The sequence below is a fragment of the Neorhizobium sp. AL 9.2.2 genome, assembly GCF_013317225.1.
GTDB lineage: Bacteria > Pseudomonadota > Alphaproteobacteria > Rhizobiales > Rhizobiaceae > Neorhizobium > Neorhizobium soli.
Map to the genome: position 1 here is coordinate 700,480 of NZ_JAALXU010000001.1, position 18,350 is coordinate 718,829.

At 60.8% G+C, this 18,350-nt stretch carries 15 protein-coding genes; 12 read left to right on the plus strand and 3 right to left on the minus strand.

The annotated features are described in order from the left end of the window. Positions 1-28 precede the first annotated feature (28 nt). Positions 29-1,840: a DNA mismatch repair endonuclease MutL gene (gene mutL / locus G6K99_RS03335; protein WP_174195710.1), complete on the minus strand. Its 1,812-nt coding sequence runs from the start codon at positions 1,838-1,840 to the stop codon at positions 29-31. A 326-nt stretch (positions 1,841-2,166) separates the two neighbouring features. Between mutL and G6K99_RS03340 the strand changes: the two genes are divergently transcribed. The 3 genes from G6K99_RS03340 to G6K99_RS03350 all read left to right on the plus strand — a co-directional run bounded on the left by G6K99_RS03340 (position 2,167) and on the right by G6K99_RS03350 (position 7,486). Continuing rightward, positions 2,167-3,849 (plus strand): response regulator, encoded by a 1,683-nt coding sequence (locus G6K99_RS03340; RefSeq protein ID WP_174195711.1) that lies wholly within the window; start codon positions 2,167-2,169, stop codon positions 3,847-3,849. 111 nt (positions 3,850-3,960) lie between these two features. Next, complete coding sequence (locus tag G6K99_RS03345) at positions 3,961-5,316, plus strand: bifunctional diguanylate cyclase/phosphodiesterase (RefSeq protein ID WP_174195712.1); 1,356 nt, start codon at positions 3,961-3,963, stop codon at positions 5,314-5,316. 124 nt (positions 5,317-5,440) lie between these two features. Continuing rightward, positions 5,441-7,486 (plus strand): NADH:flavin oxidoreductase, encoded by a 2,046-nt coding sequence (locus G6K99_RS03350; RefSeq protein WP_174195713.1) that lies wholly within the window; start codon positions 5,441-5,443, stop codon positions 7,484-7,486. Positions 7,487-7,577: 91 nt separating this feature from the next. Here the strand turns inward: G6K99_RS03350 and G6K99_RS03355 are convergent, their stop codons facing one another. Beyond that, positions 7,578-8,186, minus strand: coding sequence for a PRC-barrel domain-containing protein (locus G6K99_RS03355; RefSeq protein ID WP_062453695.1), 609 nt, complete (start codon positions 8,184-8,186; stop codon positions 7,578-7,580). A 227-nt stretch (positions 8,187-8,413) separates the two neighbouring features. Then, positions 8,414-9,307 (minus strand): SMP-30/gluconolactonase/LRE family protein, encoded by an 894-nt coding sequence (locus G6K99_RS03360; protein WP_371816116.1) that lies wholly within the window; start codon positions 9,305-9,307, stop codon positions 8,414-8,416. Between the two features lie 189 nt (positions 9,308-9,496). Between G6K99_RS03360 and G6K99_RS03365 the strand changes: the two genes are divergently transcribed. The 9 genes from G6K99_RS03365 to G6K99_RS03405 all read left to right on the plus strand — a co-directional run bounded on the left by G6K99_RS03365 (position 9,497) and on the right by G6K99_RS03405 (position 18,301). Further along, a complete protein-coding gene (locus G6K99_RS03365; RefSeq protein WP_062453693.1) occupies positions 9,497-10,231 on the plus strand; it encodes a LuxR family transcriptional regulator in 735 nt (244 codons plus the stop codon). A gap of 379 nt (positions 10,232-10,610) precedes the next feature. Further along, positions 10,611-11,777: an Mrp/NBP35 family ATP-binding protein gene (locus tag G6K99_RS03370; protein WP_174195715.1), complete on the plus strand. Its 1,167-nt coding sequence runs from the start codon at positions 10,611-10,613 to the stop codon at positions 11,775-11,777. A gap of 272 nt (positions 11,778-12,049) precedes the next feature. Further along, entirely contained in the window at positions 12,050-13,951 is a 1,902-nt protein-coding gene (locus G6K99_RS03375; protein WP_174195716.1) for a potassium transporter Kup, read from the plus strand. A 251-nt stretch (positions 13,952-14,202) separates the two neighbouring features. Next, positions 14,203-15,378 (plus strand): cell wall hydrolase, encoded by a 1,176-nt coding sequence (locus G6K99_RS03380; protein WP_062453690.1) that lies wholly within the window; start codon positions 14,203-14,205, stop codon positions 15,376-15,378. 243 nt (positions 15,379-15,621) lie between these two features. Continuing rightward, complete coding sequence (locus tag G6K99_RS03385) at positions 15,622-15,975, plus strand: AtpZ/AtpI family protein (protein WP_062579350.1); 354 nt, start codon at positions 15,622-15,624, stop codon at positions 15,973-15,975. A gap of 63 nt (positions 15,976-16,038) precedes the next feature. Beyond that, positions 16,039-16,791, plus strand: coding sequence for a F0F1 ATP synthase subunit A (locus G6K99_RS03390; RefSeq protein WP_062453688.1), 753 nt, complete (start codon positions 16,039-16,041; stop codon positions 16,789-16,791). A gap of 67 nt (positions 16,792-16,858) precedes the next feature. Beyond that, positions 16,859-17,086, plus strand: a complete 228-nt coding sequence (locus G6K99_RS03395; protein ID WP_037087706.1) for a F0F1 ATP synthase subunit C — start codon at positions 16,859-16,861, stop codon at positions 17,084-17,086. 80 nt (positions 17,087-17,166) lie between these two features. Further along, positions 17,167-17,811, plus strand: a complete 645-nt coding sequence (locus G6K99_RS03400; RefSeq protein ID WP_371816117.1) for a F0F1 ATP synthase subunit B — start codon at positions 17,167-17,169, stop codon at positions 17,809-17,811. A gap of 4 nt (positions 17,812-17,815) precedes the next feature. Then, the gene (locus tag G6K99_RS03405; protein WP_062453686.1) at positions 17,816-18,301 is read left to right on the plus strand and encodes a F0F1 ATP synthase subunit B; all 486 of its coding nucleotides are present in this window, start codon (positions 17,816-17,818) and stop codon (positions 18,299-18,301) included. Positions 18,302-18,350 lie beyond the last annotated feature (49 nt).

Below are 18,350 nucleotides of genomic sequence, written 5' to 3' on the forward strand. Positions count from 1 at the left end.
CATTCCCTACACCGCGTCTGGCGCGCCTTCAAGTCCGCCCGAACAGGCGTTCGATGTCGGAGAGCTTAAGTTCGATATAGGTCGGGCGGCCATGGTTGCAGGTGCCGGAACCGGGCGTCGCCTCCATCTGGCGCAAAAGCGCATTCATCTCGTCGGGCCGAAGCCGGCGCCCTGAGCGCACCGAGCCGTGGCAGGCCATGGTGGCCGCGACATATTCCAGCTTGCCGCGCAGGGCCCCAGCGGTTCCCCATTCAGCCACTTCGTCGGCGAGATCGCGGATCAGCGAGGATGCATCCACTTCGCCCAGCATGGCGGGCGTCTCGCGCACGGCAACCGCGCCGGGACCGAACCGCTCGACCGCCAGCCCCAGCCGGTCGAGTTCTTGCGCATGCGTCATCAGCCGGTCGCAATCTTCTTCCGGCAGATCGACGATCTCCGGAATGAGCAGAACCTGGGACGCCAGCCGCTTGTCGTTCAAAGCCTGGCGCAGTGCCTCGTAGACCAGCCTTTCATGGGCCGCATGCTGGTCGACGATGACAAGGCCGTTTTCCGTCTGGGCGACGATATAGTTCTCGTGCACCTGCGCGCGGGCCGCACCCAGCCGGTGGCGCTGCCTGTCTTCCGAGACGTGCACCGTTTCCGATATGGAATCGTCCGTGCGGGCCGCCGGCATGGTTAGACCGTCGAAATCCTGCTGCGCCCGTTCCCCGAACCCGAACGGTGCCTGCAGCGGCCGCGACGGCGATGCCGCAGGGCTCCAGGGCGCTGGCGTCGGGGGTCGATAGGCGTGGCCGGATGAAAACCCCGGCCTGAACGCCTGCATCATGCCGGATGCGCCGGTCGTGTTCGCCCGGTCGCCCTCGCGGTGCAACGCCTCGCGGATGGCGCCGACGATCAGCCCGCGTACCAGCCCCGGATCGCGAAACCGGACGTCTGCCTTGGCCGGGTGCACGTTGACATCCACCAGCGCCGGATCGAGCGTGATCGACAGCACCGCCACCGGATAGCGACCGGACGGCATCCGCTCCGCATAGGCGCCGCGGATGGCCGACAGGATGAGCTTGTCCTGCACCGGCCGTCCGTTGACGAAAGCGTATTGATGTCCGGAATTGCCCCGGTGGAATGTCGGCAGCCCGACAAAGCCTGTGAGGCCCACATCCTCGCGCATCGCGTCGATCTCGATCGCATTGTCGCGAAACTCGGCCCCGAGAACCTGCGCCATGCGCGCCAGATGGTCCTCGCCGGTCGCCGGCAGGTCCAGCGTCGTGCGGTCGGAGCCCGACAGCACGAAACGCACATGCGGAAAAGCGATCGCCATGCGCTTGACGATCTCGGTGATCGCGCCGGCTTCCGCCCGTTCGGTCTTGAGGAATTTCAGGCGTGCCGGCGTTGCAAAGAAGATGTCGCGAACTTCCACCACCGTGCCGGGATTGGCCGGTGCCGGCCGCGCCGCGGTCGTCTTGCCGCCGGTGACCGACACCTGCGAGCCGCTGTCGCTACCTTGGCGCCGGCTGGTGATCGTGAGTTTCGCGACCGACCCGATCGACGGCAATGCCTCGCCGCGAAAGCCGAGCGTTCTGATATCGTCGAGCGTCGTCGCGATCTTCGAGGTGCAGTGGCGGCGGATCGCGAGGTCGAGATCGGCGGGCTCCATGCCCGATCCATTGTCCGTGACGCGCAGAAGAGACTTGCCACCGCCCGCCGTGGCGATCTCGATGCGCGTCGCACCCGCATCGATGGCGTTTTCGACCAGTTCTTTGACAGCGCTTGCGGGTCGCTCGATGACCTCGCCGGCAGCGATCTGGTTGATGAGCGTTTCGGAAAGCTGCTTGATGAACATGGCGCTATTTTCAAGGATTTCCGGCGGGAAGGAAAGGCTGCCGGATGGTTTGTCCCCTGCAAGCCCTGCAGCAAGCCTATCTTAATTCGGCCTTAACCGAAAACCGATATTCAATCTGAGTTGAACAGGATGAACCCGGGAGAGCGCCAGCTCTCCGCAGAGGAACCGATGTATGGGCCGGCTGGGCACCCGTACACGAGGATCGGCCCTTTGTTCGAGGACTTGAAGCCAGCATGTGTCTTACCCGACTTGATTAATTGAGACGGATTGCACCGCATGGTGCCGGCGATTGGCCGAGTCTGTGAACACACAGGGGGTTTTGTCACATGAATGATTTGGCGTCGGCGGACGCGGACATTCAGACTGCGATGATGGAAGTGATTTCCGAGGCGATCTCGGGTGGGCACTCAGGCGGCCTTGTCGTCTACGACAAGAACGACCTGTTGATCTTTGCCGGTCAACAACTGACCATCCTTCTCGGCATTCCTGACAGCGTCCTTGCACCCGGTACACGGCTGCGCGATCTCCTTGGTGCCATCTATGACGGCGGCGGACGGTTCATGTCCGAGACCGGCGGCACAAAACGATTGCTCAGCCGCGACGACTGGATTTCCGACAATATTGCCACGCTCTGGAAGGAGCGGCACGAGGCGCTGATGCGCCGTGGTGCCGATCGCTGGATCAGTCTTGCCAAACGGCGCCTGCCGTCGGGCTACGGCGTCTGCATCCTCCGGGACGTGTCCGAACAGCGCAAGCGCGAAGAGCAGTGGCGCGCCGACATGGAGCGCGTGCAGTTGACCGAGGATATCCTCGACAACCTGCCGTTCCCGGTCATGGTCAAGGACACCAATCTCGCCTTCGTCGCCGTCAACAAGGCCGCCTGCCGCTTTCACGATCTCCCCGCCGAAGCGCTGCTCGGCTGCACGGGGACCGACATCCATGCTCCGGCCTTGGCCCAGCGGCTCGACGGTATCAATCGCCGGGTGGTGGAAGACGGCGAGGAGATCCAGCTGCCGGAGCGTCTGACGCGTCCGGATGGCTCGCAGATGGTGATCGTCGCCAACAAGTACCGGATCGGCAAACCAGGCCGGTACTATCTCGTCACCGCCATGCAGGACATTTCCCGAATGGTAGAAGTGGAAGAGGACGGGCGTGGCTTTATCCGCCTGTTCGACGACCCCAATCTGTTTTCCGCCAAGCTGCATCGCAAGAGCAAGATGCGGGACGCTTTGCAGGGCGCGGATCCCGATATCGCCGGCAGCCAGATCCTGATCGTCTCGAGCGACCCGCTTTTCACTGGAACCGCGAAGGCGATCCTTGCGGATTTTCAGGTCGAGGCATCCTCGGTCGTTGATGAACACGAACTGGCGCTTTGCCTCGAACTCGTGTCCAACGCCGCGGTCAGGGTCGATCTCATCGTCGCGGATCGCGATCTGGCGTCCGCCTGCCGCGCCATCGGCTCAAATTACGACAAACAGGTCGTGGCCTTCGATGCTGCGGCTCTCGAAGAGCATCTCGTTCCGACCCTCAGCCGCGAACTGACCAAGTTGCGTGGACCTGTCGAACAGGACGAAGAAGACAACTGGCAGATCCTGCCCGATGACCCTCAGCCCTGCGTCGATATCCTTGTTGCTGAAGATAACGAGGTGAACCAGATCGTGTTCTCGCAGATCCTCGAAAGCCTCGGGTACCGCTATGCGATTGCGGTCGATGGAGAAGAGGTGGTCAGGATGTGGCACGAGCTTCGTCCTTCGCTGGTGCTGATGGATGTCACTCTGCCGACCCTGAACGGCTTCGAGGCAGCGCGGGCGATCCGCACGCTCGAGGAAGAAGGGCAAGCGTCGACACCGATCGTGGGCGTCCTCGCCCAGGCATTCGACCGCGACCGCGAGGAATGCTTTGCATCGGGAATGGACGACGTGATCCTGAAGCCGATCAGTCCCGATGTGCTGGAAACCCTGTTCGCGAAGTTTCTCGTCGTTGCCGGTTCGCAGCAGATGCGGTCTTGAGCATGGATCGGAAGCGCGGGCGGCTTTCCCGAAACGCTACGGTTCCGCTATGAAATGTTAAGCTTTGTCCCGCATCGTCGCCTATCAAATGTGGTGCAAGCGGATAAACTTATGACGTTGGCGGAAAACCCGTTGCCGCAGCTCCGTCAGCATGAGCTGCAGGCCAAGGCTTATAGCGACCCGCTTACGGGTCTTGGAAACCGGTACCGTATGCGCGACAAGGTTCACCTTCTCGCCGCAGAGCGTGCAGCCGATCCCGCCCCGTTTACTGTTTGCATTGCCAATCTCGATGGTTTCAAGCCGATCAACGACCTGTTCGGCATGGAAGCAGGCGACGAGATCCTCTGCCAGGTCGCGCATCGCCTCAAGGCCTGCATTCCGGATGGCGCAACGGTCACCCGTCACGACGGCGACGAGTTTGCCTTCGTGCTGCCGCTCGTCTTCGAGCGCACCGGCGCCGAACGGATCGGCCAGATGATCCGGGATGTTCTTTCCGCACCCTATGATCTGGGGGATCGCAATGTGCGTCTCTCGGCGTCCTTCGGCTTTGCCATCTACCCCTTCGCCGGCGAGCATTTCGAGGAACTGCTGAAGAGCGCTGAAACCGCGCTTTACCGGTCCAAACGCCGCGGTCGCGGCCAGATCACGGTCTATTCCCAGGAAATCGCGCAGGAGATGATGCGCGCGACGCAGCTTGAACAGGCGCTGCGCCATGCGATCATCAGCGATGCCGTGGATGTCCATTTCCAGCCTATCGTGCGCCTGGACGATGGATCGGTCGTCGGGTTCGAGGCACTCGCGAGATGGAACGACAAGGATCTCGGTTTCGTATCGCCCGCCGTCTTCGTGCCGCTTGCCGAAGAGCGCGGTTTCATCGATGCGCTGTCGGAAACCCTGCTGCGCAAGGCGGCCGAGGCAGCACTGTCCTGGCCGCGGGATCTGTTCCTGTCCTTCAATCTCTCCTCCGCTCAGCTGATGGATCCGACCACCACGGAAAGCATCCTTTCGACGCTCGCCCGCGTCGGGCTCGATCCGCATCGGCTGGAATTCGAGATCACCGAGACTGCTGTGATGACCTCGGCCGATACGGCAGAGCGCATCATCACGGATCTTCGCAAGGCAGGCGCGCGCATCTCGCTCGATGATTTCGGCACCGGTCAGTCCAGTCTCGGACGTCTGCGCGACTTCACCTTCGACAAGGTCAAGATCGATCGCGCCTTCGTCTCCCGCATCACCTCGGACCGTGCCTCTGGACACATCGTCAGGGCGATCATCGCCATGTGCGACGGTCTGGAACTGGAAGTGGTCGCCGAGGGCATCGAGCAGCCGGAAGAAGCGGAAATGCTGCGATCGCTGGGCTGTGCCATGGGGCAGGGCTATTACCACGGCAGACCCGCCGATACGGCCTCGACGCTGCGCTATCTGAGCACCCATCACCGCGACTTCATGACCCCCGAACGGGACTGATCTTCCGCCTCCACCAACGTTGAGGAGAGGGCGCGGAGTGGACAGTCCGCGCCGCGTCTGATGCTCGCACGGGGCTGTCCGCTGCGCGATGATGTGGTTTTGCAAGCCGCATTGCGAGATCACCATGTCCGTTTCGAACGATCCCCTTCTGCAGCCGTTTCAGCTGAAGCATCTCACCCTCAAGAACCGCTTCATGTCGACGGCGCACGAACCGGCCTATTCCGAAGACGGCATGCCGAAGGATCGTTACAGGCTCTACCATCTCGAAAAGGCAAAGGGCGGCATCGCGCTCACCATGACCGCAGGTTCCGCGATCGTCTCGCAGGACAGTCCACCCGCATTCGGCAACCTGCACGCCTATCGCGACGACATCGTGCCGTGGCTGAAGAAGCTCACCGATGACTGTCATGAATACGGCACGGCGGTGATGATCCAGCTCACCCATCTCGGGCGCCGGACCGGATGGAACAAAGGCGCCTGGCTTCCTGTGCTGGCGCCATCTCCCATTCGCGAACCCGCCCACCGCGCCTTCCCGAAGGAGATCGAGGACTGGGATATCGAGCGCATCGTTGCAGACTATGCCGATGCCGCCAGCCGCATGCAGGCGGCGGGTCTCGATGGCATCGAGATCGAAGCCTACGGCCACCTGATCGACCAGTTCTGGTCGCCCGCCACCAACCACCGCGACGATGCGTTCGGCGGATCGCTCGAAAACCGCATGCGGTTTTCGACCATGGTGATCGATGCGGTGCGCAAATCCGTCGGTCCGGATTTCATCGTCGGCATCCGCCTGGTTGCCGACGAGAACTGGGACAAGGGCTTTTCCCGCGAAGAGGGGATCGAGATCTCCCGCCGGCTGGTGGCGTCGGGCAGCATCGACTTCCTGAACGTCATCCGCGGCCATATCGATCACGATGCGGATCTGAACGAGGTTATCCCGATCCAGGGCATGCGATCCTCGCCGCATCTCGACTTTGTCGGCGATGTCAGGAAGGCGATGAAATTCCCGGTCTTTCATGCGGCTCGGATCGCCGATGTTGCAACGGCCCGGCATGCGGTCGCCGAAGGTAAGCTCGACATGGTCGGCATGACCCGTGCCCACATTGCCGATCCGCATATCGCGAACAAGGTAGCAAGTGGCAAGGAGGCGACCATTCGCCCCTGCGTCGGTGCGACCTACTGTCTGGATCGCATCTACGAGGGAGGAGAGGCTCTCTGTATCCACAATGCGGCGACGGGGCGCGAAGCCTTGCTGCCGCATGTGGTCGAAAAGGCGGCAGCTGTCCGAAGGGCCGTCGTGATCGGTGCCGGTCCTGCCGGGCTCGAGGCGGCCCGCGTGCTGGCAGAGCGCGGCCATTCCGTCACCGTGCTTGAGGCAACGGGGGAGGCGGGTGGCCAGATCAATCTTCTGGTTCGCAATCCGCGCCGCCGCGAGATGATCGGCATCATCGACTGGCGGCTGGCGGAGCTTGAGCGGTTGGGTGTCGAGATTTGCTACGACGTGTTTGCCGGCGCCGACGATGTCCTCGAACTCGAGCCAGATCTCGTCGTCGTCGCGACCGGCGGCATACCGCAATCGCCGCAACTTGAGGCGGGCGAAGAGCTTCTGACCTCCAGCTGGGATATTCTCGCCGGATCTGCCAAACCCGCAGGCCCGGTTCTGCTGTTCGATGACAATGGCGGCCATCCGGGTATGAGTGCCGCCGAAGTCATCGCCACATCAGGCGCGGATTTCGAGCTTGTCTCCCCCGAACGCTTCTTCGCACCTGAGATGGGGGGCATGAACCATGTCCCCTACGCACGGATTTTTGCCGAGAAGGGTGTCCGCGTGACGATCAATACGCGGTTGAAGTCGGTGCGGCGTGACGGCAATGCATTGGTGGCAAGCCTCGGATCCGATTACGCAAAGGATGTGGTCGAGGAAAGGCGTGTCGCACAGGTCGTGGTCGAGCACGGCACGGCCGCGAACGCGGAGCTCTATTACGAGTTGAAGCCGCTCTCGCGCAATCTTGGCGCCGTGGACTACGCGATGCTGATTAACAGAAAAGCGCCGCTGCTGCCGAAGAACCCCGGCGCGGCTTTCGATCTCGTGAGGATCGGTGACGCTGTGGCAAGCCGCAATGTCCATGCAGCAATCTACGATGCGCTGCGATACTGCTCGCTTCTGTAAACCGCGCACGAAAAAGGCGGCATTATCAATGCCGCCTCTTCCATTCAATCGTCTGTCACGCGGCGTGTAGCCCGTTCCAGGTCCCTAAAAATTAGTTCTTAGGAGCCGTCGACGGCGTTGTGGCGCCATTTTCAGCCGGTGCTGCCGGGGTGCCCGGAGCCGGGTTCATCGTGGACGACGTGGTCGATGTGTCGGATGCTGCCTGCTTGTCGTCCAGTGTCTTGAACTCTGGAGCAGACTTCAGTGCTTCCGCCGTTTCAGTGGTCGACAGACGCACTTCGTTGTTGTTCTGTGCGTCGCGGGTGAGCGTCAGCTTGCTGATCGGAAGGGCTACATCCTTTTCGCCGATGCCGAGGAAGCCGCCGACGCCGACAACTGCTGCAACGAGTCCGCCGTTTTCTTCAAACAGGAGGTCGTTGACGTCACCAATGCTTTCGTTAGCCGAATTGTAGATCGACTTGCCGATATAATCGTTGGCGCTGACCTGGGTGGTCGCCTGTTCGGTCAGGTAATTGCCGTCTGCAGTGGTAGCCATGCCACCTGCTGGGGCAGCCGGGGTCGTTGTCGTGGTATCGGCCGGTGCCGAAGGTGCTGCCGGTGTCGCCGGAGCAGGCTGTGCCGTCTGGGCAAAAGCCGGTGCAAGTGTGGTGGACGCCATGAGAACGGCTGCTGCGGCGATCGTGCTGAGAGTCTTTTTCATCGTGTTCCTACCTTTTCCATCTAATTCGTCGTGAAGGACGGCTTCTCGGATTGAAGGGCCGTCTCGACCAAGAAGGACGCGTTCGTTCTGCTTGGCTTCGGTAGGGAAATGGCCGAAACGCCGGTTTGGTTCCGCATTTCCATGCCGTTTTATTAGGCAGAGACTGCGGAACGTTTCAGCACTTGGCGGGTTTGGGGCTTTATCAGCGAGAATATAGATCCTTAAAGTCAGGCCGAGTATCGGGGTTCCTGACCAAGCGTGACTGGAACGGCGAGTTCGAACAATGCTCCCGCCAGCGGATCGGAGGTTCGGGCGTCCTGGTCCATTCCCTCCCAGGCTGATGTGACAGCCAAGCGCCCATTTCCGATCACGACAGGGCAGGTCGTTCTCTTGGCGGGCACTTCGAAACGCGCGAGAAGGACGCCGTCCAGACCATAATGGTCGACCGCACCTTCACCCCAGCGGGCGTTCCAGATCGTGCCGTCCTGATCGCAGATCGCTCCATCCATTCCGCCGGGGCTGCCGCTGCCATCGATGAAGAGGGTGGGTTTTGACGTCGGGAGTCCGGTCAATGGATCAAGGTCGACACGCATGAGGTGGTTGATGCGCGTGTCGACATAATAGCCGATGCTTCCGTCCGGCGAAAAGCAGATCGCATTCGGAATGCTCATCTTGTCAAACAGCGTCGTGACCTTGCCGCCCACGACATGATAGATCGCACCCGCGCCTTCCGCAGCGGTGCGCCCCATCGTGCCGATCCACAGCGCACCGGAAGGGTGCAGCCGGCCGTCGTTGGAGCGGTTGTCCGGCTTGTCCTTCTCGAGGTCGCAGTGCAGGGTCAGTTCGCCGGTGGCGCGATCCCGTATGAAGAGCCCTTGATCGGAGGCGATCAGCTGCCGCTCGGCGTCGACCGGGACGAGAACGCTTCCCATTATGGGGAGGATCTGCACAGATTCTTTGCCGGTGTTGATGTCGAGCGAGCGAAGCTGCTTTTCGAGAATGCTGAACCACCAGATCGTCCCGGTATCCGCATCGAAGCTGGCTCCTTCGCCAAGTTCACAAGGCGTCGAGGACAATACGCTACCCTCGAACGGGTGAGAGACAAAATCGGCTGTGGTCACGGGCATCCTCCGCATAAGCTTCTGTTCGTTGCAGAATTAACGCGAACCGCCGCGATGGCTAGCCGCGTCATCAGATTTTCCCTGACAAATTCCTGAAACCATGCGACAAGATTCGCAAATGCGAGAACCTATCACCATCACGTGGTGACGTTTGCGTGCGTAAGGTCTGGTCGGAGCAAGAAGCAGTATATGTCTAAGACCGAAAAAGCCGAAGAGATGTCCTTTCTCGACGGCAGTGTCGCCGAAATCGCCACCCTGCAGACCCAGTTCGATGTCATCCGGTTCCTGAAGCGAGTGACGCAGTATTATAACTGTCGCACCTTCATGGTTCTCAACCTTCCGTCGATCACGTCTCGCGAACTGTCCGAAAATACCGTCGTTACCAATTGGCCGGCGGAGCTGATGTCGCAGTTCGACAAAAGCGGTCTGATGCAGACCAGCTCCGGCCTTGCACATCTGCGCAAGTTCACGACGCCCTTCGTCTTCGATCTCTCGAGCGATCGCGGCGTGATCAATTCGAGCGACGAGGTCACGCAGATCTTTTCCGGGTTCGGCATCCAGCGCGGCGCCTGTTTCCCCGTCCATGACCGGCTCGGCAATCGCGGCGCCGTTTGCTTCGGCGGTACGGGCAAGACATTTGACCAGCAGCAGATGATGGAACTGCATTATCTCTCGGTTCACGTCTATGAACAGCTGGCGCAGATCCGCAGCCTCGACGTCAAGACCAACGATGTCCTGACCGAACGCGAAGTCGATTGCCTGAACTGGACGGCTGCGGGTAAGACCAGCGCGGAAATTGCCGAAATCCTTGGACTCTCCGAGCACACCGTAAACCATTATCTCAACCGCACGGCCCGCAAGCTCGATACCGTCAACCGCACCCAGGCGGTTGCCAAGGCGTTGCGATCCGGCATCATCAAGTAACGATGCGGGCGATCATTATTTGATCAACGCCTCTGTTTTCTACGCGGTCAATTGATCGTTCACTGGGCAAATTCCCAACGCTCTCGAGTTGCCTGTCCCTAACACCCTGTTTCGACTACGTAAACATCCGCATTACGGTCTGGCATGGTTCGTGCTTGTTTACGGGCAGGTCCAGAGGGGGCTGAAAGCGTCCCAAGAGGCGCGATAAAAACAAGCCGCTATCCGGGGCGCCGTCTGGCTGCCATCCGGGTAGCGGCTTTCTTTTTTCTGACGTGGGGCGTTTCAACGAAGCGTCTTGCTCGAGACCGGTGACACTTCCTATATAAGCCTTGGATCCGGCGCGGGCAGTTTGTGTCGAGATCGCTATCAGGAGCAGGCAATGTCCGACGTCACCAAGGAACAGATTCTGGCGGTTCTCGCGAAGGTTCGCGGACCCGACCTCGAGGGTGATATCGTCTCTCGCGGAATGGTCTCCGACGTCTTTATCTCCGACAAGAAGGTCTATTTCTCGATTACGGTGCCAGCCGATCGCGCAACCGAACTCGAGCCGCTGCGCATGGCCGCCGAACGGACGGTCGCCGCGATGCAGGGCGTCAACGGCGCGCTGGTTACGCTGACGGCCGATCGCAGAGCTGGAACGGCACCTGCCAAGACGGCACCTCCGCCAAAGCCGCAAGCGCCTGCCGCCGGTCACGCGCATCCGCACCCCCCCGCCACACCCGGGCCGAGACAGCCCGCACCGAAAGCCGGCGTTCCGGGCGTGGGTGCCATTATCGCGGTGGCGTCCGGCAAGGGTGGCGTTGGCAAATCGACGACAGCAGTCAATCTGGCGCTGGGTTTCCAGGCCAACGGTCTCAAGGTCGGCATTCTCGATGCGGATATCTACGGCCCGTCCATCCCGCGTCTCCTCAACATCTCCGGCAAGCCGCAGCAGCTTGAAGACCGGAAGATCGCCCCGATGCAGAACTATGGTCTGAAGGCGATGTCGATCGGCTTCTTGGTCGAGGAGGGCACCGCGATGATCTGGCGCGGCCCGATGATCCAGTCGGCACTGCTGCAGATGCTGCGCGAAGTCGGCTGGGGCGAGCTCGATATTCTCGTGATCGACATGCCGCCTGGAACCGGCGACGTGCAACTCACGCTCGCCCAGCAGGTGCCGCTCGCCGGTGCCGTGATCGTCTCGACCCCGCAGGATCTCGCCCTGATCGACGCCCGCAAGGCCATCGCCATGTTCGGCAAGGTCGAGATACCCATCCTCGGCATCATCGAGAACATGAGCTACTTCCTCGCTCCCGATACGGGCACCCGCTACGACATCTTCGGCCATGGTGGCGCAAAGTCGGAAGCCGAGCGCATCGGCGTTCCCTTCCTCGGCGAAATCCCTTTGACGATGGACATCCGCGAACGCTCCGACGCGGGCACGCCGGTCGTCGTTTCCGACCCGGACAGTGCATCCGCCGCCGTTTATCGGGAGATTGCATCCAAGGCCTGGGCAGAGATTAAGGGCAAGCCGCTGCGCAAGGCGCCTGCCATCGTTTTCGAATAGAACCTATTCGAGTTTGGACGGTCTCCCGGGCAGGAATACACGGTCAGTGGCGGTCAATACTCTGAAATCGCCTCTCTTTTCGTTTCGAAATTGTTAAACATCGCCGCTAGACGTCTGCGGCGAGAGTGAAAGCATGCAGTTGCAGCCCTTGCCTTGTGCAATTGCTGTCTTTATAGGCGCCTCCCGCCGGAGGGCGCTTCCTTGCTCTTCGCGGGCGGAGCGAAGTATCCGCATTTTTCCGTTGAAAGGCTGGCTCGAACGCCAGATGCCGAATGGGCCACCCAGCAGAACATAGTGCCGCCGAGAAAACCAAAGGACATGGGCTGTTCGCGCTTGCGCTCGGCTCTGTCGGTGTCGTCTATGGCGATATCGGCACGAGCCCGCTCTATGCCTTTCGCGAGGCGTTGAAGCCCGTCGCCCATGACGGCGTCACGCAGATGGAGATCATCAGCCTCATCTCGCTGATGATCTGGACGCTGACCATCATCGTCACCTTCAAATACGTTCTGTTTCTGCTGCGTGCCGATAACGATGGCGAGGGTGGCACGCTGTCGCTTCTGGCGCTCATGACCAAAGGAGCGTGCGGCCATCGGGCTGTCCTGATGCTGCTCGGTCTGATCGGCGCCGCGCTGTTTCTGGGCGATGCGATGATCACGCCGGCGCTGTCGGTCCTGTCGGCGGTGGAAGGCCTGAAATACGTATCACCGCATTTCGAAAGCGCCGTTCTGCCGATTTCGATTGCCATCCTGGTTGCGCTGTTTGCCATCCAGTCGAAGGGCACCGGCATGGTGGCGAAGTTCTTCGGACCGATCACCGCCGTCTGGTTTCTCGTGATGGGCGGCATCGGCCTGGTGCATATTTTCGACGACCTCAGCATTCTGGCCGCTTTCAATCCATTGCATGCGTTCCAGTTCATGAGCGAAGAAGGCTTTGCCGGCGTCGTCGTTCTCGGCGCCGTCTTTCTGACGGTGACCGGCGCGGAAGCACTTTATGCTGATCTCGGCCATTTCGGTCGCCGTCCCATCCAGTGGGCTTGGTTCGTTTTGGTCTTTCCGGCACTGACGCTGAATTATCTCGGTCAGGGCGCCATGGTGCTGAGCCACCCCGAAGCGATGAGCGATCCGTTCTATCTGATGTTCCCGCAATGGGCGCTCGTTCCCGTGATCATTCTCGCCACCTGCGCCACGATCATCGCAAGCCAGGCCGTCATTACCGGCGCCTTCTCGCTGGTGCGCCAGGCGATCCATCTCGGATATCTGCCACGCATGCAGATCCTGTTCACCTCGGAAACCAACACCGGCCAGATCTTCCTGCCGGGCGTCAACACGCTGCTTCTGGTCGGCGTCATCGCGCTAGTTCTTGGTTTCGAGAGCTCCGATGCTCTGGCCACCGCCTACGGCATCTCGGTGACCGGCGCCATGGTGGTGACGACGCTGATGGCGTTCGAGTTCGTTCGGCTGAGATGGCGCTGGCCGCGTGTGCTGGCAACCCTTGTGCTCGCGCCGCTTCTGCTGCTCGAATTCGTTTTCCTGGGCGCCAATCTCTTGAAGATTCATGATGGCGGCTGGGTGCCGGTCATGATGGCGATCGGCTTTACCGTCGTCATGTGGACCTGGAAGCGGGGTGCTGCGATCCTGTTTGAAAAGACCCGCCGCATCGATGTGCCGCTGCAGACCTTTATTCCCATGGTGGAAAAGAAAAGCGATCATGCTCCGGTGTCCGTGCCAGGCGTCGCCATCTTCCTGACCGGCGATCCGCAGACGGCACCCGCGGCCTTGCTGCACAACATCAAGCACAATCACGTCCTGCATGCGAAGAACGTCATCCTGACCATCATCACGGTCAACAAGCCGCGCGTCTCGATCGAGGACCGCTACCGGGTCGAGAAGCTGTCGGATCGTTTTACGGTGATCGAGCTGCGATTCGGCTTCATGCAATCCCACAATGTCTCGCAGTCGCTTGCCTATTTGAGAAAGACCGGCTTCAAGTTCGATATCATGTCGACGTCGTTCTATCTCGGCCGACGCAAGCTGGTACCGGACGCAGCCTCCGGCATGCCCATGTGGCAGGACCGGCTGTTTATCGCGCTCGCCAATGCCGCAACCGATCCGTCCGACTATTTCCACCTGCCGGCCAACCGCGTCGTCGAACTGGGTTCGCACGTCATCATCTGACGGGAAGGGTGACGGAGAGGTCGCCCAAAACCCGCGTGGCATTTCGGACACGAGCCTCTGACGTTTAAGTGAAAATGCCCAAATCCCAGCGTTACAAGGGATTCTGTCTATAAGCGTTAACTGCTCATCAAGGTTAATGATTGATGTTTGACCCATCGATCAGTCATTGAGGTCCCTGGTTGACCTGCCTTGTGGAGTAGCCGGTTTTGCGTTCGAAGACCGTACAGCGTCGAAAGTCCTCTAAAGTGGCCATGCCGGCGGCTCGGACGAAGTCTCTTTTGCACCGCGCCCTGTCGCGCCGCGATATCTGGCTGGCGCCTGGCGTCCTTGGACTTGCTGCCTGGCTGGTGTTTCCAGCCGTTCCCGCACAAGGCGATCTCACCGATCTCCTCTCCGGCATCGATCGCGGCCGCGACCAGTGGCGCATGGTCATGACCAACTCGCCGGCCGGTTCTATTCATAACGCATCGCTTGCCTTTCCGGGTGGCGGTTCCGTGCTCGGCGGCGATGCCGGCATGACGCTGCCCGACGGTCGCCGCGTTGCATTCACCGGCAACGAGAAGTCAGGTGAGGACACGCCGGACGAAGACCGCGTCAACCGCGCGGAAAAGAAGAGCCGGATCGTAGCCGTCGAACAGATGCAGCCGCCGAAGGCCTTTTCGGCCGGGTCGATCCTCGAGCGTTCCAGCTCGCTGACCACGCCTGTGGATGCCAGCGATGAAATGACCGCCTTCGTCAAAGCCGAAGCCGACGACCAGCCGGTCGAGCTCGCCGAGTTCTATTTCCGCAAGGACGAGGTCAAGGAGCCCGGTCTTCCTTCGATGCTCGCCGACCTCATCACCAACGAAAAGGCCGATGTGCTGGCAACCGCCTATGCACCGGCCAAGCCCGACTTCTCGCGCAAGTCGCCCTTCGATGCGATCCTGGGCGCAAAGCCAGAAACCGGCCGCTTCATTCCGCCGATCGGCCCGGAAGACCACGCCTGGGCAGCAACAGCGCTGCCGGAAGAATCGTTTTCGCCCAAGCAGCAGCAATGCCTGGCCGCCGGCATCTATTTTGAAGCGCGCGGAGAAGAAGTGCGTGGCCAGGCAGCGGTCGCACAGGTTATTCTCAACCGCGTTCGCAATCCGCACTATCCGAAAAGCATCTGCGACGTCGTCTATCAGAACGAAGACTGGCGCAACCGCTGCCAGTTCTCCTTCGCCTGCGACAACATTCCAGACCGAATCCGCGCGCCGGATCATTTCGAAACAGCCCAGGAAGTTGCGATGGCGGTGACCGCCGGCAAGATCTGGCTGCCGGAAGTCGGCTCAGCCACTCACTACCACGCGGTCTATGTGCGTCCGAACTGGGCAAAGACCATGAAAAAGGTCGGACGCATCGGTCTGCACGTGTTTTACCGTACCTATGGTGGTGGTTGGAGCTGATAAACCCGGCCGATCTGTGAATATTCCCGCGAAGGTTTTGCCATGTTGCCGGGAATTCAGCGATAACCGATTGAAATCGAAGCGTTAATTTCCCCTGAATCAAGGCCCGGCACCGCCTTGACTATAAGTCCTCTCAAAACTATGTTGCGCGCGACTTAGAAGCGGGCCGGAAGGCGCGAAACCCCGCTGGCTGCTGTTGCGGTTGGTCCGCTCCGAACAAGGGCGGATGGGAGGACGTGAGGGATGGACAACCGCGAGGATGGTCTGGAAGAACGCCGAAAGCGTCTGTCCGCACAATTGGCGGATCGGAAGGCTGGTGACGCGGTAGAGGCGAAGCGGGAAGCGCAATCTGAAGAAAGTCGAAAGGGCATGGCCCTCGGCTTCAAGATTTCCTCCGAATTCATCTCGGCTGTCGCAGTTGGCGCCATTCTGGGCTATGGACTGGATTACTATGCCGGCACGTCGCCGTGGGGGATGATCATTCTTCTCCTTCTTGGTTTCTGCGCCGGTGTTCTGAACGTGCTTCGATCCGTGGGCAAGGTGGCCGAGCCGCCGCCCTTGCGGAAAAAAGGCAGCGGGGACGGGGCAGGGCACTAACAGGCTCGGTTTCGCAACACGAATTGAGCCGCCGGCATGGCGGCATATGAAAGAGGGTAAGCGGTGGCAAACGATCCGATCCATCAGTTCCAGATCAGCAAGATCGTCCCGATCGAGATCGGCGGTATCGACCTATCCTTTACCAATGCATCGCTGTTCATGACTGCTACGGTCGCCTGCGCAGCCGGCTTCCTGTATTTCGCATCGTCCGCCCGCAGCCTGATCCCGGGCCGCGCACAGTCGGTTGCGGAAATGTCCTACCAGTTCATTGCCAACATGCTGCGCGAAGGCGCCGGCAGCCATGGCATGAAGTTCTTCCCGCTGGTCTTCTCGCTGTTCATGTTCGTCTTGACCGCGAACCTGCTCGGGATGTTCCCGTACTTCTTTACCGTCACCAGCCAGATCATCGTCACTTTTGCGCTTGCGCTTCTGGTGGTTGGCACGGTCATCGTCTACGGCTTCTACAAGCACGGCCTCGGCTTCCTTCAGCTGTTCGTGCCAAGCGGCGTTCCCGGCGCGCTTCTGCCGCTGGTCGTTGTCATCGAAGTCATCTCCTTCCTGTCCCGGCCGATCTCGCTCTCCGTTCGTCTTTTCGCGAACATGCTGGCCGGCCACATCACGCTGAAAGTGTTCGCGGGCTTTGTCAGCTCGCTTGGAGCACTCGGCGCACTCGGCATCGGCGGCGCCATCCTGCCGCTCGCCATGACGGTCGCCCTGACCGGTCTCGAATTCCTCGTTGCCTTCCTCCAGGCCTATGTCTTCGCGGTACTCACATGCATGTACCTGAACGACGCGGTCCATCCCGGCGGGCACTAAGAATAACTACCAAATTGGCGTCCTGAGGCGTCAGTCATCAGCCGCAAACCCATTCAAGGAGTTCATCATGGAAGCGGAAGCAGCAAAGTTCATCGGCGCAGGTCTGGCTTGCTTTGGCATGGCCGGCACGGCCCTCGGCCTCGGCAACATCTTCGGCAGCTACCTGTCGGGCGCCCTGCGCAACCCGTCTGCCGCTGACAGCCAGTTCGGCCGTCTGGTATTCGGTTTCGCCGTTACGGAAGCTCTGGGCATCTTTTCGCTGCTCGTAGCTCTCCTTCTCTTGTTCGTGGTCTAATACCAGACCTGGACTTCGGATCACGGTCGTTTCAAAGCGCACCGTGATCCTTCGCATTTGGAATTCACCCGGAGGTGATGATGTTCGTGACTTCGGCATATGCGCAGACCGCGCCGGCCGCTCCTGAAACGCCTGCAGCACCGGGCGCCGCACCGGCGGCCGAACCGCATGCTGCTCCGGCTGGCGAAGTGCATACCGAAACCGGTGTCGCCCACGACACTGAGCACAGTGGCGCGTTTCCGCCGCTCGACTCATCCCATTTCGCGTCGCAGCTTCTCTGGCTCGTCATCACGTTCGGTCTCTTCTACCTTCTCATGAAGAAGGTGATCGTTCCGCGCGTTGGCGGAATCATCGAGGATCGTCACGATCGTATCGCCAAGGATCTCGAGGAAGCCGGCCGCGCCAAGGCGGAAGCCGATGCTGCCGTCGAAACCTATGAAAAGGAACTGGCCGCCGCCCGCGCCAAGTCGCACGGCATTGCCGAAGCGGCCCGCGAAGCCGCCAAGACCAAGGCCGCTGCCGACCGTAGCGCCATCGAAGCCGAACTGGCCGCAAAGCTCAGTGCAGCAGAAACCCGCATCGGCGAGATCAAGGACAAGGCTTTTGCTGAAGTCGGCCAGATCGCCGAAGAGACCGCATCCGCCATCGTCGATCTCATGATCGGCGGCAAGGCAAGCGGCGATGACATCAAGGCTGCCGTCGCGGCCGCCAAGACGGGGGCCTGATCGCATGGCATTCGACGCAACATTTTTCGCACTCGTTGGTCTCGTCATTTTCCTCGGCATCCTGATCTACATCAAGGTGCCGGGCATGATGGCAAAGTCGCTCGACGAACGCGCCGCCAACATCCGCAGCGAACTCGACGAAGCCAAGAAGCTTCGCGAAGAAGCCCAGGCGCTGCTGGCTGAATACCAGAAGAAGCGCAAGCAGGCCGAAGCCGACGCTGCCAGCATCGTGGCTTCCGCCGAACGCGAAGCCGCTGCCCTGACGGAAGAAGCCCGCCAGAAGACGGAAGAATTCGTCGCCCGCCGCAACGCGGTCTCCGAGCAGAAGATCAAGCAGGCGGAAGCAGATGCCGTGAGCGCCGTTCGCGCTGCCGCCGTCGACCTCGCCATCGCCGCCGCCGAAAGCGTCATCGCCCGCAAGGCCGATGCAGCAACGCAGGAAGCCCTGTTCAGGGACGCCGTCGGTACGGTTCAAACGCGCCTGAACTAAGCTTCAGATACATGAATTAAGAAAAGGCCGGGCGAAAGCTCGGCCTTTT

Excerpts from the sequence above, each read along its gene's own strand:
- G6K99_RS03365 (WP_062453693.1), top strand. The coding sequence starts at position 9,497 with ATGTCTAAGACCGAAAAAGCCGAAGAGATGTCCTTTCTCGACGGCAGT.
- G6K99_RS03350 (WP_174195713.1), top strand. The coding sequence starts at position 5,441 with ATGTCCGTTTCGAACGATCCCCTTCTGCAGCCGTTTCAGCTGAAGCAT.
- mutL (WP_174195710.1), bottom strand. The coding sequence starts at position 1,840 with ATGTTCATCAAGCAGCTTTCCGAAACGCTCATCAACCAGATCGCTGCC.
- G6K99_RS03400 (WP_371816117.1), top strand. The coding sequence starts at position 17,167 with ATGTTCGTGACTTCGGCATATGCGCAGACCGCGCCGGCCGCTCCTGAA.
- G6K99_RS03405 (WP_062453686.1), top strand. The coding sequence starts at position 17,816 with ATGGCATTCGACGCAACATTTTTCGCACTCGTTGGTCTCGTCATTTTC.
- G6K99_RS03380 (WP_062453690.1), top strand. The coding sequence starts at position 14,203 with ATGCCGGCGGCTCGGACGAAGTCTCTTTTGCACCGCGCCCTGTCGCGC.
- G6K99_RS03355 (WP_062453695.1), bottom strand. The coding sequence starts at position 8,186 with ATGAAAAAGACTCTCAGCACGATCGCCGCAGCAGCCGTTCTCATGGCG.
- G6K99_RS03370 (WP_174195715.1), top strand. The coding sequence starts at position 10,611 with ATGTCCGACGTCACCAAGGAACAGATTCTGGCGGTTCTCGCGAAGGTT.
- G6K99_RS03375 (WP_174195716.1), top strand. The coding sequence starts at position 12,050 with ATGGGCCACCCAGCAGAACATAGTGCCGCCGAGAAAACCAAAGGACAT.
- G6K99_RS03395 (WP_037087706.1), top strand. The coding sequence starts at position 16,859 with ATGGAAGCGGAAGCAGCAAAGTTCATCGGCGCAGGTCTGGCTTGCTTT.
- G6K99_RS03385 (WP_062579350.1), top strand. The coding sequence starts at position 15,622 with ATGGACAACCGCGAGGATGGTCTGGAAGAACGCCGAAAGCGTCTGTCC.
- G6K99_RS03345 (WP_174195712.1), top strand. The coding sequence starts at position 3,961 with ATGACGTTGGCGGAAAACCCGTTGCCGCAGCTCCGTCAGCATGAGCTG.
- G6K99_RS03340 (WP_174195711.1), top strand. The coding sequence starts at position 2,167 with ATGAATGATTTGGCGTCGGCGGACGCGGACATTCAGACTGCGATGATG.